Genomic DNA, 25806 nt, shown 5'->3' on the forward strand with positions numbered 1-25806 from the left:
CATCAACCCCAAAGAGGTCCCGAATGTGGTGGATGCCATCGTCCAACTCACTGACGGCGGGGCCGACTACAGCTTTGAATGCATCGGCAACACCCAGGTGATGCGCCAGGCGCTGGAGTGCACCCACAAGGGCTGGGGCCGCAGCATCATCATCGGCGTGGCCGAAGCCGGGGCAGAGATTTCGACACGGCCGTTCCAGCTGGTGACGGGCCGCAAATGGGAGGGCTCGGCCTTCGGCGGCGCACGCGGGCGCACCGACGTGCCGAAGATCGTGGACTGGTACATGGAGGGCAAGATCAGCATCGACCCGCTGATCACCCACACCATGCCGTTGGAAGATATCAACAAGGGGTTTGATTTGATGAAACGCGGTGAGTCGATTCGTGGCGTGGTGCTGTTTTAAGCGGAATTATTGACCGCCCCGCCAAAGCGTTCGCGGTAGGCCTGTGGCCCCACGCCCAGGCGCTTGACGAACAGTTTGCGCAGCGATTGCTCGGACGCAAAGCCCACCCGCCCGGCCACCGATTTGAGCGGCAGGTCGCCTTCTTCCAGCAGGCGGCGGCCCGCTTCCAGCCGGGCCGATTCGATGAATTGCAGTGGGCTGCTGCCCACCTCTTTGGCAAACACGCGGCGAAAGTTGCGCTCGCTCATCGCCGCCCGGTTGGCCAGTAAGGGCACGTCCAGCGGCAGCGACAGGTTCGACAGCACCCAGTCCTGGATGGCGCGGATGCCGGGGTGGCTGGTGCTTTGGCTGGTCAGGTGCACGCTGAACTGCGACTGCCCGCCGGGGCGCTTCAGGTAGACCACCAGATCGCGTGCCACCTGCAAGGCCAGGCCCCGGCCAAAGTCTTCCTCCACCAGGGCCAGCGCCAGGTCGATCCCGGCGGTGACTCCGGCCGATGTCCACAGGCGGCCCGCACGCAAATAGATCGCGTCGGCCTGCACCTGCACCGCCGGAAACTTCTCGCGCAGCAGGGCGGCCACGCTCCAGTGCGTGGTGGCAGGCAGGCCATCCAGTACACCGGCCGCCGCCAGAAAAAAGCTGCCCGAGCACAGGGCCACCAGCCGCTCGATGCTCGGTGCCACGGCCACCGCCCACTCCACGATGGCCGGGTTCGCGGCCAGCGCGACCTCAATCTGCCGGGCACCGACGATGATGGCCGTGTGCGGCAAATCGTCTGCGTGCAGGGCTTGCGCTTGCAGCAGCATGTGGGTGTCAGAGGCCACCGGGCCTGCCGCGACGGACACGATGTGCACCGCGTAGCCCGTGGGTCGGCCCATCTGTAGCAGGTGCAGGTTGGCGTACTCGAACACGCTCATCGCGCCGATGGCTTCGATGGCTTTGAACCCGGGGTAGACCACCATGTCCACGCGGCGGGGAGCGAGGGGGCTGATTTTTTGCATGGCGCATTGTCCTGCGGGCGCTACCGGTGTTGCCGTGGTTCAGGGCGGATTTTTCAGCCTATGCGCATAAGCAAATTGCCATTCCGTCGTTTGAGTTTGCCGCCACCTTGCCCACAATTTGGCCCATGACCGCACCCCGCATTCTCATCATCCCCGGCTGGCGCAACTCCGGTCCGGGCCATTGGCAAAGCCTGTGGGCCGAGCAGTTTGCCGGTGTGGAGCGGGTGGACCAGGACGACTGGATCACCCCTTCGCGCAGCGCCTGGACGGCATCCATCACCCAGGCCATCCTGGCCCGCCCCGGCCCGGTGGTCGTGGTGGCGCACAGCCTGGGCTGCATCGCCACCGCGCATTTGCCACCCGAGGCGGTGCAGCGTATCCAGGGGGCTTTGCTGGCAGCCCCGGCCGACCCGGAACGCCGGGCGGTGCTGAGCGACTTCGCGCCCGTGCCCTACGCCCGGCTACCGTACCGCAGCGTGCTGGTGGCCAGCAGCAACGACCCGTATTGCCCGGTGCGGCTGGCCGGGGCTTACGCACGGGCCTGGGGCAGCGAGCTGGTGCGCATGCCGAATGCGGGCCACATCAATATTGCGTCTGGCCATGGCGACTGGCCGCTGGGGCTGGCTTTGCTGGCCTCACTGACCGGGCAGGCCTTACAACCCAAGGAGGCACTGGCGACTGCGGTTTAATCGGGGGCTGCTTTGTCCTTAGGAATCCCATGTTGCTCGACGCCTCCGAATCCCAGCTGGTGCTGGTCGATTACCAAACCCGCCTGCTACCCGCCGTCCATGACCATGCGGCAGTGGTTGCCAACGCCCTGCGTTTGGCGCAGGCGGCCGACTTGCTGGACGTGCCTGCCTGGGGCACTGAACAAAACCCGTCCAAGTTGGGTGAGAACCCGCCCGAGCTGCGCGCCTTGTGCCGCAACACGCTGAGCAAAATGCATTTCAGTGGCGTGGAAGAGGGCCTGGGCGAATGGCTGCGCCCGCCCGCCAAGCCGGTGCAGGGCAATGCCCGCAGCCTGCCCAAGCATCTGCAAAAGTCCAGCGCCGGGGAAGAGCGCAACACCATCGTCATCGCCGGGCTGGAGGCGCATATTTGCCTGCTGCAAACCGCGCTGGACCTGTTGGAAGACGAGTTCGATGTCTGGGTGGTGACGGATGCGTGCAGCTCGCGCACCGAACGCAACCGCGATGCCGCGTTTGACCGTCTGGCCGGTGCCGGTGCCGAGTTGGTGACCACCGAGATGGTGCTGTTCGAGTGGCTGCGCAGCGCCGAGCACGCCGACTTCAAGGCCGTGCAGGCTTTGGTGAAGTGATGTTTTACGGGGACAAGCCCCCGATTTAAATAAAACAGGCCGCTAGCGCATATGGCGCATGCGCAAGCAGCTATCAAAACTATATCGTTTACCCGTTCTTTGCGGGTAACTCGGTGGTTATTGCCGGCATTCGGTAGATAATCCCGCCGGTCTAGGCCCTTCCTGCCACAGTCGCATCCGCCAACCGGTTCAGCCGTGTCGCGGAAGGTTTTCAACCAAACTTGAGTTTCCCAAAGGGAAATGGAGGTCAGCGAAATATGAGTGATCCAGTATCTTCGGTGTACAACGCCTACCAAGGCAACACCTATCTCTTCGGCGGCAATGCGCCCTATGTTGAAGAGCTTTACGAAAACTACCTTGCCAATCCCGGTAGCGTGCCCGATAACTGGCGCGATTACTTCGATGCGCTCCAACACGTCCCCGCCGTAGACGGCAGCAACGCCAAAGACGTGCCGCACCTGCCGGTGATTAACGCCTTTGCCGAACGCGCCAAAAAAGGCCAGACCAAGGTAGTGGTTGCCAGCGCCGACTCCGAAATGGGCCGCAAGCGCACCGCCGTGCAGCAGCTGATTGCCGCCTACCGCAACGTCGGTGTGCGCTGGGCCGATCTGGACCCACTGAAACGCACCGAGCGTGAAAACATCCCTGAGCTGGACCCCGCGTTCTACGGCTTCACCGATGCCGACCAGGAAACCGTGTTCAACACCAGCAACACGTTCTTCGGCAAAGAAACCATGTCGCTGCGCGACCTGATGAACGCCCTGCGTGAAACCTACTGCGGCACCATCGGCGCCGAGTACATGTACACCAGCGACCAGACCAAGAAGCGCTGGTGGCAACAAAAGCTGGAAAGCATCCGCAGCAAGCCCAATTTCTCCAAAGAGAAAAAGCTGCACATCCTGGACCGCGTGACCGCTGCCGAAGGCCTGGAGCGCTTCCTGCACACCAAGTTCGTTGGACAAAAGCGTTTCTCGCTCGAAGGTGGTGAGAGCTTTATTGCCTCGATGGACGAGCTGATCCAGACCGGCGGCAAGATGGGCTTGCAAGAAATCGTCATCGGCATGGCCCACCGTGGCCGTTTGAACGTGCTGGTCAACTCGCTGGGCAAAGTGCCTGCCGATCTCTTTGCAGAATTCGACCACACCGCGCCCGAAGACCTGCCTTCCGGCGACGTGAAATACCACCAAGGTTTCAGCTCCGACGTGTCCACCCCTGGCGGTCCGGTCCACCTGACGCTGGCCTTCAACCCCTCGCACCTGGAAATTGTGAACCCCGTGGTCGAAGGCTCGGTGCGCTCGCGCATGGACCGCCGTGGCGATCCGCTGGGCAAGCAAGTGCTGCCCGTGCTGGTGCACGGCGATGCGGCCTTTGCCGGCCAAGGCGTGGTGATGGAAACCTTGGCGCTGGCCGAAACCCGTGGTTATTTCACGGGCGGCACGGTGCACATCGTGATCAACAACCAGATTGGTTTCACCACCAGCGACCCACGCGACAGCCGCTCCACGCTGTACTGCTCCGATGTCGTCAAGATGATCGAAGCACCGGTGCTGCACGTCAATGGCGATGATCCTGAAGCCGTGGTGCTGGCGACCCAAATCGCCCTGGACTACCGCATGGAGTTCCAACGCGACGTGGTGGTGGACATCATCTGCTTCCGCAAACTCGGCCACAACGAGCAAGACACCCCGGCGATGACCCAGCCGCTGATGTACCGCAAGATCGCCAAGCACCCCGGCACCCGCAAGCTGTACGCCGACAAGCTGACAGCCCAGGGCCTGGGCGAGACGCTGGGCGACGACATGGTGAAAGCCATGCGCACGGCACTGGACGCAGGCATCAACACCTTCAACCCCGTCATCACCAACTTCAAGAGCAAGTACGCAGTCGATTGGTCGCCGTACCTGAACCGCAAGTGGACCGATGCCGGTGACACCGCGATTCCCCTGGCCGAGTGGAAGCGTCTGGCCGAAAAGCTGACCACCATTCCTGCCAGCGTCACGCCTCACCCCCTGGTGAAAAAGGTCTACGACGACCGCGCCGCGATGGGCCGGGGCGACATTCCGGTGGACTGGGGCATGGGCGAGCACATGGCTTTTGCGTCTCTGGTGGCCAGCGGCTACCCGGTGCGTTTGAGCGGTGAAGATTGCGGCCGTGGCACGTTTACCCACCGCCACGCCGTGATCCATGACCAGAACCGTGAAAAGTTCGACGAAGGCACCTACACCCCGTTGCAAAACGTGACGGACAACCAGGCCCCGTTCACCGTCATCGACTCCATCTTGTCCGAAGAAGCGGTGCTGGCGTTTGAATACGGCTACGCCTCCAACGACCCGAACACCTTTGTGATCTGGGAAGCCCAGTTTGGCGACTTCGCCAACGGCGCCCAGGTGGTGATCGACCAGTTCATTGCCTCCGGCGAAGTCAAGTGGGGCCGTGTCAACGGCATCACCCTGATGCTGCCGCACGGCTACGAAGGCCAAGGCCCCGAGCACAGCTCGGCCCGCCTGGAGCGCTTCATGCAACTCAGCGCCGATACCAACATGCAAGTGGTGCAGCCCACCACCGCCAGCCAGATCTTCCACCTGTTGCGCCGCCAGATGGTGCGTAACCTGCGCAAGCCGCTGGTCATCATGACGCCCAAGTCGCTGTTGCGTGCCAAGGATGCCGCGTCGCCACTGAGCGAGTTCACCAAGGGCGTTTTCCAAACCATCATCCCTGAGAGCAAAGAGCTCAAGGCCGACAAGGTCAAGCGTGTGGTGGCCTGTTCGGGCAAGGTCTACTACGACCTGGCCAAGAAGCGCGAAGAAAAGGGCGCGGACGACGTGGTCATCTTGCGTGTGGAACAGCTTTACCCGTTCCCGCACAAGGCGTTTGCGGCAGAGCTGAAAAAGTACCCCAATGTGACCGAGCTGGTGTGGTGCCAGGACGAGCCGCAAAACCAGGGTGCCTGGTTCTTCGTGCAGCACTATCTGCATGAAAACATGGTCGAAGGCCAGAAGCTGGGCTACTCGGGCCGTGCTGCCTCTGCATCGCCTGCTGCCGGTTACTCGCACCTGCACCAAGAGCAGCAAAAGTCGCTGGTCGATGGCGCGTTCGGCAAGCTCAAGGGCTTCGTGTTGACCAAGTAAGGCTTGCTTGCCGCGCCGCCCCTCCTGGAGTGGCCGCGCGGCATGTGCCTGCGTCCGCCAAGGGCCAGGCCCCCACCTATAAAAATTGGAGTATTTGAAAATGGCTATCGTAGAAGTTAAGGTCCCACAATTGTCCGAGTCCGTGGCCGAAGCCACTCTGTTGCAGTGGAAGAAGAAAGTCGGTGAATCTGTCGCCATCGACGAAATCCTGATCGAAGTCGAAACCGACAAAGTGGTGCTCGAAGTCCCCGCCCCTGCCGCTGGCGTGATCGTTGAGCTGGTGATGGGCGACGGCAGCACCGTGCTGGCCGAGCAACTGATTGCCCGTATCGACACCGAAGCCAAGGCTGGTGCCACTGCCGCCCCCGTGCCTGGTTCGGTTGCCGCTGCGGCTGCCACCGTGGCTGCTGCTGCGGCACCGGCTGCCGCGACCGCCAGCACCTCGATGGCCGGTGTGCCCATGCCCGCCGCTGCCAAGCTGATGGCCGACAACGCCCTGGCCGCTGGCTCGGTGGCTGGTACCGGTAAAGATGGCCGTGTCACTAAGGGGGATGTGCTGGCTGCCGTGGCCAATCCTCCCGCTGCCAAGGTCACCGCTGCCGTGATCCCCACCGGCGTGCCCACCAAGTCCCTGACCCAAGTGGCCACCGTCGCGCCGGATCTGGGCGACCGCCCCGAGCAGCGCGTGCCCATGAGCCGCCTGCGTGCCCGTGTGGCCGAGCGTCTGCTGCAATCGCAATCCACCAACGCCATCCTGACCACGTTCAACGAGATCAACATGGCCCCGGTGATGGACATGCGCAAGCGCATGCAAGACCGTTTCGAAAAAGAGCACGGTTGCAAGCTGGGCTTTATGAGCTTCTTCGTGAAGGCCGCCGTGCACGCGTTGAAGAAGTTCCCCGTGCTGAACGCCAGCGTGGACGGCAACGACATCGTCTACCACGGATATTTCGACATCGGTATCGCGGTCGGTTCGCCGCGTGGCCTGGTGGTGCCGATTCTGCGCAACGCCGACCAGATGAGCTTTGCCGATATCGAGAAGAAGATCGCCGAATTTGGCAAAAAGGCGGCTGAAGGCAAGCTGGGCATGGACGACATGACCGGCGGCACCTTCTCCGTGTCCAACGGCGGCACGTTTGGTTCGATGATGTCCACCCCCATCATCAACCCACCGCAGTCGGCCATCCTGGGCATCCACGCCACCAAGGACCGTGCAGTAGTTGAAAACGGCCAGATCGTCATCCGCCCGATGAACTACTTCGCCATGAGCTACGACCACCGCATCATCGACGGCCGCGAAGCCGTGTTGGGCTTGGTAGCGATGAAAGAAGCGCTGGAAGACCCCGCCCGTTTGTTGTTTGACATCTAAAGCGGTTTCAAGGGCAGCCCAGGCTGCTCTTGTTCCATGGGTCTTGTTGTTATTAGATTGGAAGTTTTCATGAGCAAGAATTTTGACGTGATCGTCATCGGCGGCGGGCCCGGTGGCTATATTGCCGCCATCCGTGCAGCCCAGCTGGGCTTCAACGTAGCCTGTATCGACGAGTGGAAGAACGCCAAGGGCGGCCCCGCACTGGGCGGAACTTGCACCAACGTGGGTTGCATCCCCTCCAAGGCGCTGCTGCAATCCAGCGAGCACTTTGACCAGGCCAGCCACCATTTTGCGGACCACGGCATTGCCGTATCCGGTTTGAAGATGGACGTGGCCAAGATGGTTGCCCGCAAAGATGCCGTGGTGAAGCAGAACAACGACGGCATCCAGTACCTGTTGAAGAAGAACAAGGTCACTTTCTTCCACGGCCGGGGCTCGTTTGTGGCAGCGGCTGAAGGCGGCTACGCCATGCAGGTCGGCGAAGAGTCGCTGGTCGGCAAGCACATCATCATTGCTACCGGCTCCAACGCCCGCGCCTTGCCCGGCACGCCGTTTGACGAAGAGCAGGTTTTGTCCAACGACGGTGCCTTGCGCGTCGGCGCAGTGCCCAAAAAGCTGGCCCTGATTGGCTCCGGTGTGATTGGCCTGGAGATGGGTTCCGTCTGGCGCCGTCTGGGCGCGGAAGTCACCATCCTGGAAGGTCTGCCGACTTTCCTGGGTGCAGTGGACGAGCAGATTGCCAAGGAAGCCAAAAAGGCCTTCGACAAGCAAGGCCTGAAGATCAACCTCGGCGTGAAGGTCGGCGAGATCAAGAAGAGCAAGAAGGGCGTGAGCATTGCCTACACCGACGCCAAGGGCGAAGCCCAGACGCTGGATGTGGACAAGCTGATCGTCTCCATCGGCCGCGTGCCCAACACCATTGGCTTGGGTGCCGAGGTGGTGGGTCTGGCACTGGACGAGCGCGGCGCGATCGTGGTGGACGGCGACTGCAAAACCAACCTGCCCAATGTGTGGGCGGTGGGTGATGTGGTGCGCGGCCCGATGCTGGCGCACAAGGCCGAAGAAGAAGGTGTGGCGGTTGCCGAGCGCATTGCCGGCCAGCACGGCCATGTCAACTTCAACACCGTGCCCTGGGTGATCTACACCAACCCCGAAATCGCCTGGGTCGGCCAGACCGAGCAGCAGCTCAAAGCCGCAGGCCGGGCCTACAAGGCCGGTACCTTCCCGTTCCTGGCCAATGGTCGTGCGCGCGCTTTGGGCGACACCACCGGCATGGTGAAGATGCTGGCCGATGCCACCACAGACGAGATTTTGGGCGTGCACATCGTCGGCCCGCAGGCCAGCGAGCTGATCGCCGAATGCGTCATGGCGATGGAATTCCGCGCCAGCGCCGAGGACATCGCCCGCATCTGCCACGCGCATCCTTCGCTGAGCGAGTCCACCAAGGAAGCCGCCTTGGCCGTGGACAAACGCACCTTGAACTTCTAATTTAGGTAACTACTCACCCCCAGGCTACAGCGCAAGCGCTTTCCGCCAACCCCCTTGCAGGGGGCAACACCAGCAGCCTGGCGGAGCCAGTTCTGCGGTGTTCCTTGATGGCTTGCTTGCAACGCTGCGTGGGATCTGAGTGATTGCCTATTTATAAGGAATTGACTGCTGGCGTAGGTGGCACCTGCGTTAGCAGCTATTTTATTTATAGCAAACGGAGTATTTTCTTTGAGCGTTAAAGCAGCCTACGAGGCCGAACTGGCCCAGCGCGGTTACACCGCCGACCCGGCGCAATTGCGTGCCGTTGATGCGCTGGAGCGCTGCGCCACGGAATGGGCGACGTACAAAGAAAAGCGTTCCAACGCCTTCAAAAAACTCATCCTCCGGCCCGAGATTCCACGCGGCGTGTACATGTACGGCGGGGTGGGGCGGGGCAAGAGCTTTCTGATGGACTGCTTCTTCAACGCCGTGCCCTTGAAGCGCAAGACCCGGCTGCACTTCCATGAGTTCATGCGCGAAGTGCACCGCGAGCTGGCCGACCTGCAAGGCACGGTGAACCCGCTGGATGAGCTGGGCAAGCGCATGGCCAAGCGCTACCGTTTGATTTGCTTCGACGAATTCCACGTGGCCGACATCACCGACGCGATGATCCTGCACCGCCTGCTGGACTCGCTGTTTGCCAACGGCGTGGGTTTTGTCACCACCTCCAACTTCAAGCCGGACGACCTCTACCCCAACGGCTTGCACCGCGACCGCATCTTGCCCGCCATCGCGCTGCTGAACCAGAAACTGGAAGTGCTGAGCGTAGACAACGGCACCGACTACCGCCGCCGCACGCTGGAGCAGGTGCAGATTTACCATTGCCCCCTGGGCCCGCAGGCCGATGCCGCGATGGCCGAGGCCTTCAACAAACTGGCCGAAAGCCAGGACGAAAACCCGGTGCTGCACATCGAAGCCCGCGAGATCCACGCCAAGCGCAAGGCTGGTGGCGTGGTGTGGTTTGACTTCAATACTCTGTGCGGCGGGCCTCGCTCGCAAAACGACTATCTGGAAATCGCCAGCCAGTTCCATACTGTGCTGCTGAGCAATGTGCCCGAGATGGGGGTCAACATGGCCTCGCCCGCACGGCGATTTACCTGGCTGGTGGATGTGCTGTACGACCGCCGGGTCAAGCTGATCATGTCGGCGGCCGTGGCCCCCGAAGAGATTTATACCGAAGGCCCGCTGGCGCATGAATTTCCGCGCACCGTGTCGCGTCTCAATGAGATGCAGTCGGCCGAATTTTTAGCCCTGGAACGGCGCATTGTGGACACCCATCTGACATGAAAAGCCCCCTGATCAGCCTGCTGTGCCTTGTGTTTTTTTGGGGCCGTGCCGTGGCGCAGGTGCAGATGGCAGACGGTGGTCTGGAAGTGGCCACCGAGCAAGCCCGTATCACGTCTGAGCGCCAGCGTATCGAGCAGCGTTTTGCCGACGAGGAAGCGGCTTGCTTCCAGAAATTTGCGGTGACCGATTGCCGCGATGCCAGCCGCGCCCGCCGCCGGGTCGATATGGCCGATTTGCGCCGCCAAGAGATTGCGCTGAACGACGCAGAACGCAAGCGCAAAGGGGCCGAGCAGTTGCAGCGCATGGAGCAAAGCGCTGCCACCAAAGACCAGCCGCCGGTGGCAGCAGGCATTGCGGCCCCGCGTGCCGCATCTTCTGCCCCGGTACGCACCCGCACGCCCCCAGAGCCGCGCAGCCCCCATGACCCCGCCGCTGCCGCCCTGGCCCAGGCCGCACGCAAAGCCACGGCAGAGAACAAGGCCCGCAACGCCCAGCAAGAGCAGGCCGCGCGTGCGCAAAAGGCCGCCGCTGCCGCCGATGCGCCCGCCCGCTACGCCCAAAAGCAGCAAGAAGCCGCCGACCACAAGGCCGCCGTCGCCAAGCGCAACGCCGCCAAAACCAAGCCCAAAGCCGCTCCTTTGCCGACCACGCCCTGAATAAAAATGCTCCTATTTTTGAACTTAAAAATAGGAGCAATCAGCGCAGGTTTAATAAGCGCCAGAGGGGTATTTGGTGCTTGAAAATACCCCCTAAAACCTCAAGGTAGCTTCTCCAGCGTCCCTGCGGGTTCGGCCATTACCCGTGCCGTGTCGCTCAGGTTGGCCAGGATGTGGTTGGCGAAGAAGCTGTTTTGCGTGTCGGGCTCCAGCGCCGCCAGCACCAGGTTGGCCAGGGGCTGGCCCAGCGGCACGTAATAACTACCTTGCGGCGTATCCACCAGGCCGCGCACCAGTTCCACCTCGGTCAGGGTGATGGGCTGGGCATCGGCAATGCTGCCGCGCACGTCGTGCCTGACCGCATTTTTTGCACCGCCGCTGTGGCCGGTGGCGCGGTACAGGTCGCCCAGTACCGAGCCCGCATCCACCACCCGCAGCACCTGCACGCCCAGCAGCTGCAGACGTTCTACCGCCGCCGTGGAGGCTGCCGACAGCCAGTAGCCGCAGGGCCGGGGGCGGGACTTGAGGATTTGCAGCTCCAGCGCTGAATTCCAGTCCACCAAGACTTTTTTATCGGCCCCGGTGCTGGGGTTGAGCATGCTCAGCTCGTACTGCGCACTGGTGGGGCCTGCGGAGATGGTGGCTTTGCTACCCGTGCGACCGCAGGCTTGGCTGCTGACCTCGCGCTCGGTGTAGCTGCGCAGTTGGCCCAGTTGCTCGGCCCGGGCGGCGGTGCTTTGCAGCATGCTGACCATCGCCGTCACCTGGGTGTGTACCCGGCGCTGGAGGTGCAGGCGGCCAATGCCCACGCCCCGGCTTTCCAGCAGCATGCTGACGGTGTTTTTCAGGCCGTTGACGTTGCGCCCGGTGTCGGGCTGGGTGCCGCCCATAGACACCACGAGGTCGTCCAGCTGGGTGGAGGTGGTGTAGTACCACTCGCTGCTGAGGCCCTGGTTCTTGAGCGCGGCCACCATCGGGCGGCGCACCCACTCTTCGGAGGCGCGGGTCAGAAATTCGGGCATGTTGGCCGTCATGGCGTATTGCAGCAGGGCATCAAATTTCTGAATGCTGCCAAATTTCTCCAGGTAGCGGCCGACTACGGTGTATTCGTGCGCGTCCAGCACCACCAGGGGTTGGTAGTCGCGGACCAGCTGGGCCAGAGCGCGGGCCTCGGGGCTGTTGAGCAGCAGGTGGTCGCGGTTCATGTCGATGCCGTTGGCGGTGCTGCGCTGGTTGGCGGCGGCCCCGTCGGGGTTGGCACGCGGCACGATGAGTACGTTGATTTTGTCCAGCAGCGGCTCCAGCATGCCCTGCGCCAGTTCGCGGGCCACCACCAGCGCGGCTTCGCTACCGGCGGGTTCGTTGCCGTGCTGCTGTGCCACGATCAACACCGTGGGCCGCCCGGTGGCCAGTACGCTGGCGGCATCAGGGCTGCTGGCGCGGGTCAGCAGCAGGGCGGGCAGGGCAATGCCCTGTTGCGATACGCCGATGTGCAGCACGCTGGCTTTGGCGGCCGGCAGGGGTTTGTCGGCCAGGGCGTTGAGCCAATCGGCGATTTCTGCGTTGCTGGTGAAGCTGTTGCGCTGCGGCTCTAGGCCGGGTGTGCTGTAGGTGGTGGCCGGGGCGGGGAAGCGGGCGGCAACTGCCGCGCTGTAGGGGGCGGTATCTGCGGGGGCGCTGGCGGCCTGTGTCACAGGCGTAGCGCTGGGCTGGACGGTGGACTTGGCGGATGCGGTCGGTGTGGCCGCAGGGTGCACGGGGGCCCCCTGCCAGGGGGGCAGCGGGGTGGTGCCACAAGCGACCAATAGCAGTGCAGCCGCTGCGCCAGCCAGTGGCCAGCGGGCGGGGTGGGGTGCCGGCACAGAGGGCACCGGCAGTGTGGAAGGGCTGGAAACCATAGTGCGGGTGCTCCTGCGGAAGTCAATGCAGGCATGTTACCCGCGCCATGCTGCATGGCATGGCTGCGCTCAGGGCCGCGTAGCGGGCGTGGGCAGTACCGCCGTAGCCGCCACCGTGCTGGTGTGCAGGTCGCCCAGCGTGGTGGAGAAGTCCAGCACCCGGGGCGTGTGGCACATGTAGTAGCGGGTGGTGCTGGTGCCTGCGTTGTTGGGCAGCAGGTTGGCATCGCAGCTTTGCACGCCACGGGCCAGGCGGCCATTGGTGGTGGAGCCCCAGCCGTAAACCCGGCCATCTTGCGCCACCGCAAAGCTGCTGATGGTGATGGTCTGGATCTGCGCAATGCCCTGGCCGGTGAGGGTGGTGATCTCTTGCGGTGTGGCGTAGTAGGGGTCTTCATAGGCCAGGGTTCCGGCGCTGGTGGTGCGCCAGTAACCGGCCTGCGGGCCCAGGCCCAGTACGCCATTAATCAGCGTGTGCTGGCCCCAGCCATACACTTTTTGGTCGCGGGTGAGCATGAGCACATGGCGCGATGCGGCCTGGATCTGCTGCACATTGGCGGGGGCGTGCGGCAGGCGCTGTGGCGTGCTGCGCACGGTCTCGTCCAGCTGGTCGATCAGGTAGGTGCCATTGGCCTGGGCCACCGCCCCGGTCTGCATCCAGCCGCCCAGCCCGGCCGAGGTTTGGCCGGCAAAGTAGACCGAGCCGTCCAGCATGGTGAACAGACTGACCAGCGGCCCGGCGTAGATGTCCACCACCGGCTGGTCGGTGGGTAGGCCGGTAATGCGCTGGGGCGTGGTCTGGTCGATTTTTAACGCCGCATCGCCCAGGCCCAACTGGCCAAAGTCGTTGCTGCCAAAGCCGTAGACCTGGCCACTGGCGGTGAGCACCAGGGTGCTGCGGTTGGCATCGGTGCTGACCTTGGTGGCCAGCTCTGCCCCGAGGTTGACGCGTTGGGCGTTCAGCACATTGCTGGTCAGCGTGCCCAGGCCCAGGGCGGTGATGCCGTTGCCCCAGGCGTACAGGGCACCGTCTTCGGTGATGGCCAGGGTGTGCGCGCCGCCAATGGCGACATCGCGCACTTTTTTGCCGTCTACCAGCACGCGGGTGGCCTCGCGGCGCTGGGTGGTGTCGCCCACGCCCAGTTGGCCCCGGTTGTTGGGCCCCCACATCCACAGTGCGCCGTCGGTGGTGACCACGGCGTTGTCGTTCTGGCCGCTGGCCAGTTTGGCTACGTCCAGCGCGGTGCTGCCGGTGACCTGCGCGGGCAGCGGGTTGTAGCGGAAGTAGCGCTCGTTGATCTGCCGCGTGGTGGTCAGCGTGAAGCCGGAGGGCTCGGTCATGGTGCCGGTGGGGCGGCCCAGCTTACCGCCGATGTAGTCGGCACTGGTGTAGGTGGTAGTGCCGCTGTTCCACTGGAACCAGTCTTCACCAAAGCTCAGTACCTGGCCGGTGGCATTCAGCGCGGTGGTGTGGTGGTTGCCACTGGCCATCTGCGGCCAGACCACCTTGGCGGGGCTGCTGGCGGTGCTGCTTTGGCGGGCTTGCAGCAGCACGCGCCAGCTGGTTTGCCAGTCGGCAGGTAAGGGCCATGCCGCAGCCTGCGCCCAGGTGTGCAGCGGTGTGCTGGCTGCCAGCATGCTGGCGGGCTGGGTCAGCGCCCAGGTGCGCAGCGCGGGGCTGATCTCGATCTTGGCATCCAGGCTGTGGTCTGCATCTACGCTGCGCAAAAAGTGCAGCATCCACAACGCGGCGGGCTGGCTGGCGGTCAGGGCATTGCCCGCCCCGGCGGGGGTGTCCAGCAGCGACAAAGTGGCAGCCGCCGTGCGCGTGGCCAATGCCAGCGTGCCGATGCTGAAGGTCACGGTGTCGCCTTCGTGGTAGCCAAACTGGCCGCTGGCGGTGGTTTGGCCGATCAGGCCGCTGGAGGTGGCGTAGTCCAACCCCGCCACCGGCATTGGCAAGAGTTGGCCTTGCTGAACCACCGGGTCATCGCTGCCGCAGGCGGCCAGAGTGCCCAGCAGGCCACACAGGCCCAGGTTGGCCAGGATGCGGGGGAAATCGGTGGGCCGGGCCGGGAGGCGGAGTCGTTTCATAGCGGTGTAAAAAATAAGCAAAAGAGCGGCATTCTAGTTTTAAATGAGAATGAATATTATTTGAGTTGTAACGAAAGTGCCGCCTAGATGGGCTGGGATAATTGCCGTATGACCTTCCCTTCCCACCGCGTATCCGTCGCCCCGATGATGGATTGGACCGATGCCCATTGCCGCTACCTGCACCGCCTGCTGTCCCGCCATACCTTGCTCTATACCGAGATGGTGACCACCGGCGCGCTGCTGCATGGCGACGTGCCCCGGCACCTGCGGTTCAACGCCGAAGAACACCCGGTGGCCCTGCAACTGGGTGGCAGCGAACCGGCGGATCTGGCCCGCTGCGCCAAGCTGGGCGAAGAATGGGGCTACGACGAGATCAACATCAACTGCGGCTGCCCCAGCGAACGGGTGCAGCGCGGCGCGTTTGGTGCCTGCCTAATGGCTGAGCCGCAGTTGGTAGCCGACTGCGTGCGGGCCATGCGCGACGCGGTGGACATCCCCGTGACCGTGAAGCACCGCATTGGCGTGGACAAGACCGAGAGCTATGACTTTGTGCGCGACTTTGTGGGCACGGTGGCCGAAGGCGGCTGCACCACCTTTATCGTGCACGCCCGCAACGCCTGGCTTAAGGGCCTGTCACCCAAAGAGAACCGCGAAATCCCGCCGCTGCGCTACGAACTGGTGCATCGCCTGAAGCAGGATTTCCCGGCGCTCACCTTCTCCATCAACGGCGGCTTCACCACTGAGGACCAGATCGCCGCGCAGCTGACCCAGCTAGACGGCGTGATGGTGGGGCGCGAGGCCTACCACAACCCCTGGTTTTTGGCCGGTTGGGATGCGGCGTTTTTTGGCGCAGCACCGGGGGATGCCACGCGCGAAAGCATTGAAGAACAGATGGTGGCCTACATGGAGCGCATGGCGGTGGAGCAGGGCACCGGCTGGTACAGCATTGCCCGCCACATGCTGGGCCTGCGCCACGGCCTGCCCGGTGCGCGGCGCTGGCGCCAGGTGTGGAGCGACCACCGCCTCAAGGCCACACCACCGCGCGAGGTAATGGCCCTGGCGCACACCCGCTACGGATTTGACGAGACGAAGAGTGTTTAATTGCTATATTTAATATAGCTTCCTGCGAATATTGAATATGCGCTAGACCCTGTTTTTATATAAATTTACTCTTCACCAGGACGGGCCGCGTTCAGCGCCTGTAGCGCCGCTTCAAAGTTGTATTCGGCCATGGCGCTGGCGATGCTGGCGTGGGCGGGGCCCAGGGCGGATTGCAGCAGGGCGCTGTGTTGCTGGAAGAGTTCGGCGGCATCGGAATCGTCTTCGGCCAGCAGGCTGCGCAGTTGGGCCAGCACGGGGCTGAGCTGGGCCAGGTCGGCTGCGGCCAGCGTGGCGGGGGCGGGCAGGGCGCGGTGCAGGGCGGCGACCAGCTCGGTCAACTGGCTGTGTACGGGGGGCAGCAGCGTGTCGCAGGGCTGCTGGGCGTGGATGGCGGCCTCTAGCAGCCCGGCGGCGTGTTGCAGGGCCGATGCGCCGACGTTGCCGGCCACGCCTTTCAAGGTGTGGGCGGTGCGCTCGGCGGTGGCGTGGTCGCCGTCTTGCAGGGCCTGGGCGATGTGCGCGCTGGCTTGCGCCTGGCCGTGGGCAAATTTGCGCAGCATGCTCAGATAAAGCGAGTGCTTGCCCATGACGCGCTTCAGGCCCAGCGTGGTGTCTAGCCCGGCGATGTTTTGGGGCAGCTCGGAGGCTTCGGTGGCCGCTGGCGTTGCTGCGCTGGGCGGTGGGCTGCCTAGCCCTTCGCGCGGGGCAATCCATTGGGCCAGGGCGCGCCACAGGTCGTCGGGCTCGATGGGTTTGGCGACGAAGCCGTTCATACCGGCGGCCAGGCAGCGTTCGCGGTCGGCCTGCATGGCGTTGGCGGTCATGGCAATGATGGGCAGGCTGGCCAGCGGGCCGGTGGCGTGCTGCTGGCGGATTTCCTGGGTGGCGGTGATGCCGTCCATCACCGGCATTTGCATGTCCATCAGCACCAGGTCAAAAGCGGTTTTACCGACCATCGCCACGGCGATCAGGCCGTTGTCGGCAATCTCTACGGTGAAGCCTGCGTCTTGCAGCAGTTCGCTGGCGACTTGCTGGTTCAGGTCGTTGTCTTCCACCAGCAGGATGTGCGCACCGCGCAGCGGGGCGAGGGCGGCCATGGCGCTGCTGACCCCATCGGTGCGCGCACGCCGGTCCTGGGTGCGGGCGTGGCCGAGGGCGTTGACCATCGTGTCAAATAGCAGGGACGCGCCCACGGGTTTGAGCAACAGGTCGGGCATTTCACCGGCCTGGGCGTTCTGGATGACTTCTTCGCGGCCATAGGCGGTGACCAGCACGGCGTGCGGCGGCGGTTGCAGGTCAAGTGCGCGCAGGCGCTGGATGGCCTCTAGCCCGTCCATGCCGGGCATTTGCCAGTCCATCATCACCACTTCATAGGGCGTGGCTTGGGCCGCCTGGGTTTGCACGGCGGCGATGGCCGCCGCGCCGCTGGACACGGAATCCACCGCAAAGCCCATTTCTTGCAACATATCGACCAGCACGGTGGCGGCGGAGTCGTTGTCGTCCACCACCAGCACGCGGCGGCCGCGCAAGGTGTCGCCACCGGGGATTTGCGGGCGGGTACGGCGCTCGCCCAAGCCCAATTGGGCGGTAAACCAAAAGGTCGAGCCCACGCCGGGGCTGCTGTCTACGCCCACCTCACCGCCCATCAGCGCGGCCAGGTTTTTGCAGATGGCCAGGCCCAGGCCGGTGCCGCCGTATTGGCGGGTGGTGGAGCTGTCGGCCTGGCTAAAGCTTTGGAATAGGCGGCTGATGTGTTCGGGCGATAGGCCGATACCGGTGTCGCGCACGGCAAAGCGCAGGCAGATGCCGCCTTCGGTTTGCGCTTGCAGGCGCACGGTGAGGTGGATTTCGCCGTGCTCGGTAAATTTGATGGCGTTGGTGGTGTAGTTGATGAGGATCTGGCCCAGCCGCAGCGGGTCGCCCACCAGTTGCAGGGGGATGTTGGCGGGCAGGTCGCACACCAGTTCCAGGTTTTTGGCCTGGGTTTTGTCGGCCACCACGTTGACCACGTTGGCCAGCACCTGCTCCAGGTCAAACGGGGTGTGCTCGATCTCCAGCTTGCCGGCTTCGACCTTGGAGAAGTCCAGGATGTCGTTCAGGATGCCCAGCAGGTGCTGGCCGGATTGGCGGATTTTGCCCACGTAGTCGCGCTGGCGCGGGTTCAGGTCGGTTTTGAGGGCCAGGTGGCTCATGCCGATGATGGCGTTCATCGGGGTGCGGATTTCGTGGCTCATATTGGCCAAAAAGTTGCTCTTGGCCTGGCTGGCCTGCTCGGCGGTTTCTTTGGCGCGGCGCAGCTCTTCGGCGGCGACGCGCTGGTCCGAGATGTCTTCATAGACCCACACCACGCCCAGGCGCAGGTCGTGCGGGTCGATGGCACGGCCATAGGTGTGGACCCAAAAGGCGCTGCCGTCGTGGCGCTTGAGTTCCACGTCGCTAGAGAACGATCCGCTGGCCTGCATGGCCGGGTTTACCCGTTTGCCCATAGCGGCGAGGTCGGCGGCGTTCAAAAACAGCTCTTTGGTGCCGCGCCCCAGCAGTCCGCCCGGGGCGTAGCCAAACATGCGCTCCATGGCCGAATTGCTGCGCTGGATGGTGTGGCCCACGGCAAAAATAATGCCCAGGCTGACGGCCTCAAAAATAACCTGCTGTTCGCGCAGGGCGGTGGCCACCTGCTGCTGGCTGGCCAGCCGGTCGGCCTGGGTGCGTTGCAGGCTGCGGTGCATATCGTGCAGCGACAGCAGCAGGCGGCCGGTTTCGTTGCCCTGGTGGCCGACTTCGGTGGTGTCGGGCTGCGTGCCGTCGGCCACCTGGCGGGCGATGGCCACGGCTTGCAGCAGCGGGCGGGTGATGGAGCGGGCGACCAGCGTGGCCAGCCCGACCAAAAACAGCGCCAACGCCAGCATGCCGCCGCCCAGGCTGAGGCGGGTGGCGTTGAGGTCGTTTAGCCGTTCGTCCAGGCTGGTTTCCAGCGCCAGCAAGGCTGCTTCGGTGATGTTGGTTTGTACCTCCATCGTGGTGTCGAGCCGGGCGAAGTCGCTGTCATGGGCCTGTCCTGGCGCGCCGGGGTACAGCAGCAAGCGCGCCAGCGCGGGCTCGGTTTGCCGCCAGCGGGAGCGGTTGAGCAGCAGCGGCTGGGTCAGGGCGGTGCGCAGCAAGGGGTCATCCAGGGTGGCTTTGTCTACCGTGTTTTGCAGGCGGTCAAAGTCGGCGGAGATGGTGTCCAGCTGCGAGCCCAAGAGTGCGAGATCGGCGGTGGACACGCTATTTTGGGCCGCCAGCCGGATGCTTTTGTCATGCACCTGCGCCAGCGATTCCAGCAGGCTGAGCGACTCGATCAGCGCCGCACGGCCCAGCAGGTAGGTTTTGGGCTGCGGGTCCAGGCTGAAGCCGAAGTCGTCCACCAGTTGGTCGTTGATTTTCAGCAGCAGCTGCACGCTGGCGGTGTGCTGGGCAAAGAGGGCGGCGTGTGCTGGCGGGGTTTGTTGCAAGGCCGTTTGCAGTCCGTCCCAGGTCTCGCGGGTCTGCATCCATAAATAGGCCAGGGTGGCGCTGGGCGGGGCGGGCAGCGCGGCTTGCAGCTGGGTGAGCGCGTCTTCGATGTCGGCCGGGCTGGTGCGCAGGGTGTTGAAGGGCTGGTCCACATTGCTTTGCAGGCGCACCATTTGGGCCCGGTTTTTTTGCAGCAGTGCCACGGCGTGCAGTACCGCCCGCACCGGCGCGATGCCCTGGCGCTCTAGCTGCAAGGCGGTCACGGTTCGGTGGGATTCGCGCAAGTACAGGGCCAGTGGCGGGGCCAGCAGCAGCAGCCCCAGCAAGCCCAGCAAGGCGAATTTGTGCCATAGCTGCCAGCGGTTTAACCAGGTTCGCATGGGATGGGCCAAGGTGAGTGGAGGGAAGAGTTGTTTGCTATATATATTATAGCTAATGGCGCATATTAAATATGCGACAGAGGCCTATGTTGCTTGCAAACTTTCCCTTCTTCTCAACACGCAGGTCGAACGCATGCTAGCGTTCTGCCAAGGTGCTATCGAGCAGCGCGAGGGCCTCCTCGAAGTCATAGCCGTTGATGCTGCTGTCGATGCTGTGAAAGGCGGGGCCCAGCGCGGCGTGGAAGTCGGCGCGGTGCTGGTTGAACACCTCGGCCGACTCTGCGTCTGCGTCTTGCAGCAGGGCCTGAAGCTGGCGGTAGGTGGCCTCAAAACCGGGGCTGACGGTGGCCGATTTGGCGCTGGGCTCCAGGCTGTCCAGCGCGCTGCGCAGGGCGTCTACCAGCGCGGTCAATAGGCTGTGCAGTGGTTGCAGCAGGCGCTGGATGGCGGCCAGATCGTGGCCTGCGCGCAGGGCCAGTTCTACGTCGGCGGCCGCTTGTTGCACTGCGCTGGCGCCGATGTTGCCTGCCACGCCGCGCAGGGTGTGGGCCAGCCGTTCGGCGGTGGCGGTGTCGCCTTGGGCGGCCAGCTCGTGGATCTGCTGGCTGGCCGTGGCCTGGCCTGCCACAAACATGCGCAGCATGCCCAGGTAGAGCGACTCTTTGCCCATGACCCGTTTCAGGCCCAAGGCGAGGTCGAGCCCGGGTACGCCGTGCAGCAGGGTGGGCAGGTGGGGGGCGGCGGCGCTGCTGGTGGGCGCAGCCGCCGGGAGCGGGGTGGGCCGGGTGCCCAGCCCGGCGCGTGGGCGAATCCACTCGGCCAGGGCGCGCCACAGAGCATCGGGTTCGATCGGTTTGGCCACAAAGCCGTCCATGCCGGCGGCGGTGCAGCGGTCGCGGTCTACCTGCATGGCGTTGGCGGTCATGGCCAGGATGGGCATGGGGGCGAACTGGCGGTCTTGGCGGATGGTGCGGGTGGCGGTCAGTCCGTCCATTACCGGCATTTGCATGTCCATCAGCACCACGTCATAGGGCACATCGGCCGGGCGGGCACGCACCATGTCCACCGCGATCTGGCCGTTGTCGGCCACGTCCACGCGGAACCCGGCATCGGCCAGCAGCTCGCCCGCCACCTGCTGGTTGAGCAGGTTGTCTTCGACCAGCAGGATGTGCGCACCAAACAAGGGGGCCAGCGCGTCCAGCGCCGAGCTGGCGGGGTCAATGTGGCGGCTGGTCTGTGGGGTCTGCTGGCCGAGCAGTCGCATCATGGTGTTGAACAGCATGGAGCCGTTGATGGGCTTGAGCAGCAGGTCTTCCACGCCCACGCGTTTGGCACCCTCTAGCACTTCTTCGCGCCCATAGGCGGTGACGATGACCCGCTTGGGTTGGCGTGCCAGCGGCAGCAGGGCGATGCGGCGGGCCAGCTCCAGGCCGTCCATGCCGGGCATTTGCCAGTCGAGCATGGCGATGTGGAAGCCCTGGCCAGCGCTGTCGGCGGCGCTGATGGCCGCCAGCGCAGCCGGGCCGGAGCGCACCGAGGTGACGTTGAAGCTCAGGGCGGCCAGCATTTCCGTCAGCACGGTGTTGGCGTTTTCGTTGTCGTCTACCACCAGCACGCGGCTGCCGCGCAGGTCGATGCTGGGGGCCAGGTGGCGGCTGCGTTTTTCGCCCAGGCCCAGTTTGGCGGTAAACCAGAAGCGCGAGCCCTGGCCGGGGGTGCTGTCCACGCCCACGTTGCCGCCCATCAGCGCGGCCAGGCTTTTGCTGATGGCCAGGCCCAGGCCGGTGCCGCCGAACTGGCGGGTGGTGGAGCTGTCGGCCTGGCTAAAGCTTTGGAACAGGCGGCCGATTTGCTCGGGGGTCAGGCCAATGCCGGTGTCGCGCACCTCAAAGCGCAGCAGGGTGTGGGTGGTGTGGTCGGTATCGGTGTGTTCCACGGTGCGTACCACCACGCCGATTTCGCCGCTTTCGGTGAACTTGATGGCGTTGTTGGCGTAGTTGATCAAGATTTGGCTCAGCCGCAGTGGGTCGCCCAGCAGGCTTTGCGGCACGTGGGCGGGCAGGTCGAACACCAGCTCCAGGTTTTTGGCCTGGGCCTTGTCGGCGATCACGTTGGCCACGTTCTCCAGCACCTGGTCCAGATCGAAGGCGGTGTGCTCGATGCTGAGCTTGCCGGCCTCCACCTTGGAGAAATCCAGAATGTCGTTCAGGATGCCCAGCAGGTGCTGGCCCGACTGGCGGATTTTGAGCACGTAGTCGTGTTGGCGCGGGTTCAGGTCGGTTTTGAGTGCCAGGTGGCTCATGCCGATGATGGCGTTCATCGGGGTGCGGATTTCGTGGCTCATGTTGGCCAGAAAGTCGCCCTTGGCCTGGCTGGCGGCATCGGCGGCGTCTTTGGCAATGCGCAGTTGCTCGATCAGCAGGCGCATCTCGGCCTCGGCCTGTTGCGACTCCTGAAACAGCGCTTCGCGCGACTTCTCATTGAACAGCGCGCACACACCGGCCACGGCGGCGGGGTCCGGGTGGTGCTGGAGCGCAAAGTGCAGGTGCAGGCCGTAGTTTTCGGCCTGCACAAAGGCTGCGCTGCTCTGCGCAAAGCCTAGCAGGCGCAAGGGCGCGGCAGGCAGCGGGGCGCTGGATAGGGCGGTCAGGGTGGCAAACGCGTGCGGCCCGTCGCTGTGGAACGACAGCTCGATGGCCGGGGCCTGGCCGTGCTGTAGCAGCCAGCGGCAGATGTCGGACGCACAGGCGGCCATCGGCGTGCAGCGGGTGACATCGCTGTCGCTGCGGCCCTCTACCTCCAGCAGCACTTGCAGCAGCTTGCGCCGCACTTCCAGGCACGCGGCGGGCGCGTGCAGGGCGATGCGGCCGATCCAGGCTAGTTCTTGCATTTGACAACGATGCAGCTGGCATCGTCCGTGGCTTTGCCGCCGACCCGCAGCACGGTCTCGGCAATTTGTTGGGCCGTGCCCAGGTGCACGCGGGTGCGTACCTCGGGGCTGATGGTTTCGCGGATACCGTCGGAATACAGCAGCACCACGTCATCGGCACGCAGGCTGAAGCGCTGCACGTCAGGCGTGGGAAAGCGCTCGCCCAGCACGCCGTCGCGGCAAATGCCCACCCAGGGCGTGGGGCCGATGCAGCGGATGCGGATGTTGCCGATGCCCGCCAGGCTGAATGTGCTGTGGGCCAGGTCCAGGTAGGCCAGCGCGATGGCCGCCCCCACCGTGCCCACCGCGCGCAGGTGCAGCTGGTGCAGCAGGGCGGGCAGGTCGGGGGGGTGGTGGCCCACGGTCCGCAGTTGCTCGGCCAGTTGCTGTGCCAGTGCGTGCGCCCGTTTGCCGTGGCCCGATGCGTCAATGCAGGCCAGCAGTATGCCGCCCGGCTGGGGGTGCACCACGGTGCAGTCCCCCGACACGTATTCGGGGTAGCAGGGGCGGTTGATTTCGGCGATGTCGTAGGCCAGGCCGTGCCCGCTGGCATCCTGCGCCTGGTGGGTGCGGGTGTGGGTAACCATTGACACGGCGGGGCGCTGGGGGGGCAGGCTGGCCGCGTGCTCCGCATGCGCGGCAGGCGGCAGGGTGAGCCATTTGCGCACCCGTACCCGGCAGCCTTTGCCGGGGGCGGAGTCGATGTGGAATTCGGACACCATGCGCCGCACGCCCGATAGGCCCAGGCCCAACGTGCCCGAGGAGCTGTAGTGCTCTTGCAAGGCCAGTGGGATGTCGGGAATGCCGGGGCCGGCATCTTCGGCCACCAGTTCGACGGCGGTGCGCAGGCTGGTCTGGGTGGTTTGCACGCGGATGTGCCCGCTGCCCGCGTATTTGAGGATGTTGCTGCCCAGCTCGGCCACCACGGTGGCCAGCAGCGACAGGTCTACCGGCGAGAATGCGGCCAGGCTGGGCATGCGCGCCACATCGAGTACCGCCATGCGCAGGTCAAGCGCCGATTGCAGCCGGAAAAAAGCGGTTTCTATGCCCGCGTTGCGGCCGGCAGTGCTCATGGCGGGCTGGCCGCCAGCAGGGCAAAAGCGTCTTCCATGTGCAGGCAAAACCGCAGGCCCTGCAAGTCGGTGTCGGCCTGCGCCAAAAATGCGGCAATGCCGGGTGCCAGGGCCACACACACCACCTCGGCCCCCAGAAACCCGGCCACCTGGGACAGCCGACGCACCCGCTCGAATTCATGCAGATCCAGCAGTTGCACGCCCGAGAAGTTGAAGATGGCATCGGGCAGGCGGTTGTCCACCAGCCGCTGCGAGAACTCTTGGTGCAGCGCCGCAAAGGCGGCATCGTCCATATCGCTTTGCAGGCTGACCACCAGGCAGCCCTGCACCTCGGTCATGGACGTACCACTGGGCAGGCGGGACGGCATGGGGTGGGGGCCCGCTCAGTGGCTGCTGCTGCGGGGGCGTATGGCAATGCTGCTGGCGGGCGGTGCCATGTCCATCACGCCAATCGCCCGCAGCGCCAGCTCAAACGCATCGCGCAGGGTGGCCGTGGTGCGCACCTCGCCAATCGACACGCCCAGCTCCACCATCGTGCGGGCAATCGACGGCGACACGCCAGAGATGATGGATTCGCAGCCCATCAGCCGGGTGGCCTTGGTGATCTTGATGAGCTGGTTGGCCACGCTGGTGTCCACCGAGGCTACGCCGCTGATGTCCAGCACAAACACCTTGGAGCGGCTCTCGGCGATCTTGGTCAGCGTCTTGTTCATGATCTCGGCCGTGCGCGTGGTGTCGATGATGCCCACCAGCGGCAGCAGCAAAATGCCCTCCCAGATCGGCGTGACCGGGGTGGACATTTCCATCATCGCCCGGCTGTGGTCGGCAATCCGCTCGCGGGCAATGCGGGAGATGGTGTCGATCACCAAAAACGTGTCCAGCTTGAGCTGTTTGTTGATCGACATGACCATGTCCAGCACCTGCTCTGTCGGCGTGTCGGTGCTGCGCAGGCGCTCCACAAACATCTGGAACGTCATGCTGACACCGGCAAAGTAGATGTCGTTGGGCAGCTCGATGTGGGCGTGCACCGCGCCAATGTGGGTGCGCCGGGCCACATAGAAGTCGTTGACTTCGGTGGTGAAAAATTCTTGCCAATGCCGGGTTTGCAGCTTGCTGACACGGCCCATGTTGTCGGTGTCAGGAAAGAATTGCAGGTACTCGGGCTGCTGGCGCAGCCACACATACCACTGCTCGACAAAGCTTTCCAGTTGGGGGACCAAGATACTGCCCGCTTGGCGGATGTTGTCTACATCTTGCGGGGTGATGTTGAACTTTTCAAGCAACTCGGTAGATGTCATGGCTTTCCTTGTGGATGGCTCAGCAGGAATCGAAAGTGTTACTACAGCTTAGCTGAAATCAACATTCAGTTACCACCTCTAGCCTAGGAAAACGGACGTAGTTACCCCCACTCAGGAATTTTTAAATTTATAAGAAATAGGCTGTTAGCGCACTATCTATATGCGCTTGGTGCTATTTAAATAATAGCAATCAAGGTGACCGAGGGGCCGAACTCAGGCGGCGGCTTGCAGCCCGTTTTTGAAATGTTCCCGCATGTGCTGGGCGGCCACCGGCGCGTCGTGTGCCTCCAGTGCGGCCATCAAGGCGCGGTGCTCGTCCAGCGACTCCTGGATGCGGCCCGACTTGAGCAGCGAGTTGTGGCGGTTCAGCTTCATCACTTTGCGCAAATCGAGCACCATCTGGTCGCGCCAGCGGTTGTCGGCAATCGCCAGCAGGCGCATGTGGAAGCGCTCGTTGATGGCGAAAAACAGTTCGCGGTCGTCCACGGCGGCTTCCAGCTCGGCATGCAGGGCTTGCAAATCGCCTATTTGCTCTGCCGTGGCGCGCTCGGCCACCACCCCGGCGGCATCGGATTCCAGCAGGCCTAGCAGGTGGTACACGTTGGCCAGGTCGGTTTCGGACACCTCGGTTACATAGGCACCGCGCCGCACCTTCATGGTCACCAAGCCCTCGGTAGACAGCACCTTCAGGGCTTCACGCAGAGGCGTGCGGCTGATGCCGTATTCCTCGGCCAGCTTCAGTTCGTCAATCCAGCTGCCGGGGGCTAAAGTGCGGTCAAAAATGCGCTGGCGCAGCAGCTCAGCCACTTCTTCGTAGAGTGCGCGGGGGGTCAGGGGGTTCAGGGCCATAGG

The 25806-nt window shown here is 64.1% G+C and carries 18 protein-coding genes; 9 read left to right on the forward strand and 9 right to left on the reverse strand.

The annotated features are described in order from the left end of the window. Positions 1 to 403: zinc-binding dehydrogenase (locus tag AC0969_RS16420; RefSeq protein WP_479625230.1), on the forward strand; the 403-nt coding region annotated here is incomplete at its 5' end. On the opposite strand, the gene AC0969_RS16425 is transcribed toward AC0969_RS16420, so the two are convergent. After that, complete coding sequence (locus AC0969_RS16425; RefSeq protein ID WP_479625231.1) at positions 400 to 1404, reverse strand: GlxA family transcriptional regulator; 1005 nt, start codon at positions 1402 to 1404, stop codon at positions 400 to 402. The genes AC0969_RS16420 and AC0969_RS16425 overlap by 4 nt on opposite strands. 125 nt (positions 1405 to 1529) lie before the next feature. Between AC0969_RS16425 and AC0969_RS16430 the strand changes: the two genes are divergently transcribed. The 7 genes from AC0969_RS16430 to AC0969_RS16460 all read left to right on the forward strand — a co-directional run bounded on the left by AC0969_RS16430 (position 1530) and on the right by AC0969_RS16460 (position 10689). Further along, positions 1530 to 2093, forward strand: coding sequence for an RBBP9/YdeN family alpha/beta hydrolase (locus AC0969_RS16430; RefSeq protein WP_479625232.1), 564 nt, complete (start codon positions 1530 to 1532; stop codon positions 2091 to 2093). Positions 2094 to 2122: 29 nt separating this feature from the next. Continuing rightward, the gene (locus AC0969_RS16435; protein WP_479625233.1) at positions 2123 to 2722 is read left to right on the forward strand and encodes an isochorismatase family protein; all 600 of its coding nucleotides are present in this window, start codon (positions 2123 to 2125) and stop codon (positions 2720 to 2722) included. A 257-nt stretch (positions 2723 to 2979) separates the two neighbouring features. Beyond that, on the forward strand, positions 2980 to 5850 hold the full coding sequence (locus tag AC0969_RS16440) for a 2-oxoglutarate dehydrogenase E1 component (RefSeq protein ID WP_479625234.1): 2871 nt from the start codon (positions 2980 to 2982) through the stop codon (positions 5848 to 5850). 100 nt (positions 5851 to 5950) lie between these two features. Then, positions 5951 to 7219, forward strand: coding sequence for a 2-oxoglutarate dehydrogenase complex dihydrolipoyllysine-residue succinyltransferase (odhB, locus tag AC0969_RS16445; RefSeq protein WP_479625235.1), 1269 nt, complete (start codon positions 5951 to 5953; stop codon positions 7217 to 7219). 69 nt (positions 7220 to 7288) lie between these two features. Next, entirely contained in the window at positions 7289 to 8707 is a 1419-nt protein-coding gene (lpdA, locus tag AC0969_RS16450) for a dihydrolipoyl dehydrogenase (RefSeq protein WP_479625236.1), read from the forward strand. 228 nt (positions 8708 to 8935) lie between these two features. Next, a complete protein-coding gene (zapE, locus tag AC0969_RS16455) occupies positions 8936 to 10033 on the forward strand; it encodes a cell division protein ZapE (protein WP_479625237.1) in 1098 nt (365 codons plus the stop codon). Further along, positions 10030 to 10689, forward strand: coding sequence for a hypothetical protein (locus tag AC0969_RS16460; protein ID WP_479625238.1), 660 nt, complete (start codon positions 10030 to 10032; stop codon positions 10687 to 10689). Before zapE ends, AC0969_RS16460 begins: the two co-directional genes overlap by 4 nt. A 101-nt stretch (positions 10690 to 10790) precedes the next feature. Here AC0969_RS16460 and AC0969_RS16465 read toward each other — a convergent pair whose 3' ends face one another. Both AC0969_RS16465 and AC0969_RS16470 read right to left on the reverse strand, forming a co-directional pair. Continuing rightward, positions 10791 to 12587, reverse strand: coding sequence for a M14 family metallopeptidase (locus AC0969_RS16465; protein ID WP_479625239.1), 1797 nt, complete (start codon positions 12585 to 12587; stop codon positions 10791 to 10793). A gap of 69 nt (positions 12588 to 12656) precedes the next feature. Continuing rightward, a complete protein-coding gene (locus AC0969_RS16470) occupies positions 12657 to 14681 on the reverse strand; it encodes an RCC1 domain-containing protein (protein ID WP_479625240.1) in 2025 nt (674 codons plus the stop codon). A 108-nt stretch (positions 14682 to 14789) separates the two neighbouring features. Between AC0969_RS16470 and dusA the strand changes: the two genes are divergently transcribed. After that, complete coding sequence (gene dusA / locus AC0969_RS16475; protein WP_479625241.1) at positions 14790 to 15782, forward strand: tRNA dihydrouridine(20/20a) synthase DusA; 993 nt, start codon at positions 14790 to 14792, stop codon at positions 15780 to 15782. 65 nt (positions 15783 to 15847) lie between these two features. On the opposite strand, the gene AC0969_RS16480 is transcribed toward dusA, so the two are convergent. The 6 genes from AC0969_RS16480 to AC0969_RS16505 all read right to left on the reverse strand — a co-directional run bounded on the left by AC0969_RS16480 (position 15848) and on the right by AC0969_RS16505 (position 25803). After that, positions 15848 to 19654, reverse strand: coding sequence for a response regulator (locus tag AC0969_RS16480; protein WP_479625242.1), 3807 nt, complete (start codon positions 19652 to 19654; stop codon positions 15848 to 15850). Between the two features lie 136 nt (positions 19655 to 19790). After that, positions 19791 to 22544 carry a response regulator gene (locus AC0969_RS16485; RefSeq protein ID WP_479625243.1) on the reverse strand — a complete coding sequence of 918 codons (2754 nt, stop codon included), beginning with the start codon at positions 22542 to 22544 and terminating at the stop codon, positions 19791 to 19793. Beyond that, positions 22532 to 23656, reverse strand: a complete 1125-nt coding sequence (locus tag AC0969_RS16490; RefSeq protein ID WP_479625244.1) for an ATP-binding SpoIIE family protein phosphatase — start codon at positions 23654 to 23656, stop codon at positions 22532 to 22534. The genes AC0969_RS16485 and AC0969_RS16490 overlap by 13 nt, the downstream gene beginning before the upstream one ends. After that, complete coding sequence (locus AC0969_RS16495; RefSeq protein ID WP_479625245.1) at positions 23653 to 24024, reverse strand: STAS domain-containing protein; 372 nt, start codon at positions 24022 to 24024, stop codon at positions 23653 to 23655. The genes AC0969_RS16490 and AC0969_RS16495 overlap by 4 nt, the downstream gene beginning before the upstream one ends. A 15-nt stretch (positions 24025 to 24039) precedes the next feature. Further along, on the reverse strand, positions 24040 to 24954 hold the full coding sequence (locus tag AC0969_RS16500) for a protoglobin domain-containing protein (protein WP_479625246.1): 915 nt from the start codon (positions 24952 to 24954) through the stop codon (positions 24040 to 24042). 213 nt (positions 24955 to 25167) lie between these two features. Beyond that, positions 25168 to 25803 carry a GntR family transcriptional regulator gene (locus AC0969_RS16505; RefSeq protein WP_479625247.1) on the reverse strand — a complete coding sequence of 212 codons (636 nt, stop codon included), beginning with the start codon at positions 25801 to 25803 and terminating at the stop codon, positions 25168 to 25170. Between the last annotated feature and the right edge of the window lie 3 nt (positions 25804 to 25806).

It is taken from the genome of Rhodoferax sp. LB1P47 (assembly GCF_056521445.1).

What these genes read in the sequence shown, in the direction of transcription:
- AC0969_RS16490 (WP_479625244.1), bottom strand. Translation starts at nt 23,656, where the DNA reads ATGAGCACTGCCGGCCGCAACGCGGGCATAGAAACCGCTTTTTTCCGG.
- AC0969_RS16505 (WP_479625247.1), bottom strand. Translation starts at nt 25,803, where the DNA reads ATGGCCCTGAACCCCCTGACCCCCCGCGCACTCTACGAAGAAGTGGCT.
- AC0969_RS16435 (WP_479625233.1), top strand. Translation starts at nt 2,123, where the DNA reads ATGTTGCTCGACGCCTCCGAATCCCAGCTGGTGCTGGTCGATTACCAA.
- AC0969_RS16495 (WP_479625245.1), bottom strand. Translation starts at nt 24,024, where the DNA reads ATGCCGTCCCGCCTGCCCAGTGGTACGTCCATGACCGAGGTGCAGGGC.
- AC0969_RS16465 (WP_479625239.1), bottom strand. Translation starts at nt 12,587, where the DNA reads ATGGTTTCCAGCCCTTCCACACTGCCGGTGCCCTCTGTGCCGGCACCC.
- AC0969_RS16470 (WP_479625240.1), bottom strand. Translation starts at nt 14,681, where the DNA reads ATGAAACGACTCCGCCTCCCGGCCCGGCCCACCGATTTCCCCCGCATC.
- AC0969_RS16440 (WP_479625234.1), top strand. Translation starts at nt 2,980, where the DNA reads ATGAGTGATCCAGTATCTTCGGTGTACAACGCCTACCAAGGCAACACC.
- AC0969_RS16480 (WP_479625242.1), bottom strand. Translation starts at nt 19,654, where the DNA reads ATGCGAACCTGGTTAAACCGCTGGCAGCTATGGCACAAATTCGCCTTG.
- lpdA (WP_479625236.1), top strand. Translation starts at nt 7,289, where the DNA reads ATGAGCAAGAATTTTGACGTGATCGTCATCGGCGGCGGGCCCGGTGGC.
- AC0969_RS16485 (WP_479625243.1), bottom strand. Translation starts at nt 22,544, where the DNA reads ATGCAAGAACTAGCCTGGATCGGCCGCATCGCCCTGCACGCGCCCGCC.
- AC0969_RS16460 (WP_479625238.1), top strand. Translation starts at nt 10,030, where the DNA reads ATGAAAAGCCCCCTGATCAGCCTGCTGTGCCTTGTGTTTTTTTGGGGC.
- AC0969_RS16430 (WP_479625232.1), top strand. Translation starts at nt 1,530, where the DNA reads ATGACCGCACCCCGCATTCTCATCATCCCCGGCTGGCGCAACTCCGGT.
- dusA (WP_479625241.1), top strand. Translation starts at nt 14,790, where the DNA reads ATGACCTTCCCTTCCCACCGCGTATCCGTCGCCCCGATGATGGATTGG.
- odhB (WP_479625235.1), top strand. Translation starts at nt 5,951, where the DNA reads ATGGCTATCGTAGAAGTTAAGGTCCCACAATTGTCCGAGTCCGTGGCC.
- AC0969_RS16425 (WP_479625231.1), bottom strand. Translation starts at nt 1,404, where the DNA reads ATGCAAAAAATCAGCCCCCTCGCTCCCCGCCGCGTGGACATGGTGGTC.
- AC0969_RS16500 (WP_479625246.1), bottom strand. Translation starts at nt 24,954, where the DNA reads ATGACATCTACCGAGTTGCTTGAAAAGTTCAACATCACCCCGCAAGAT.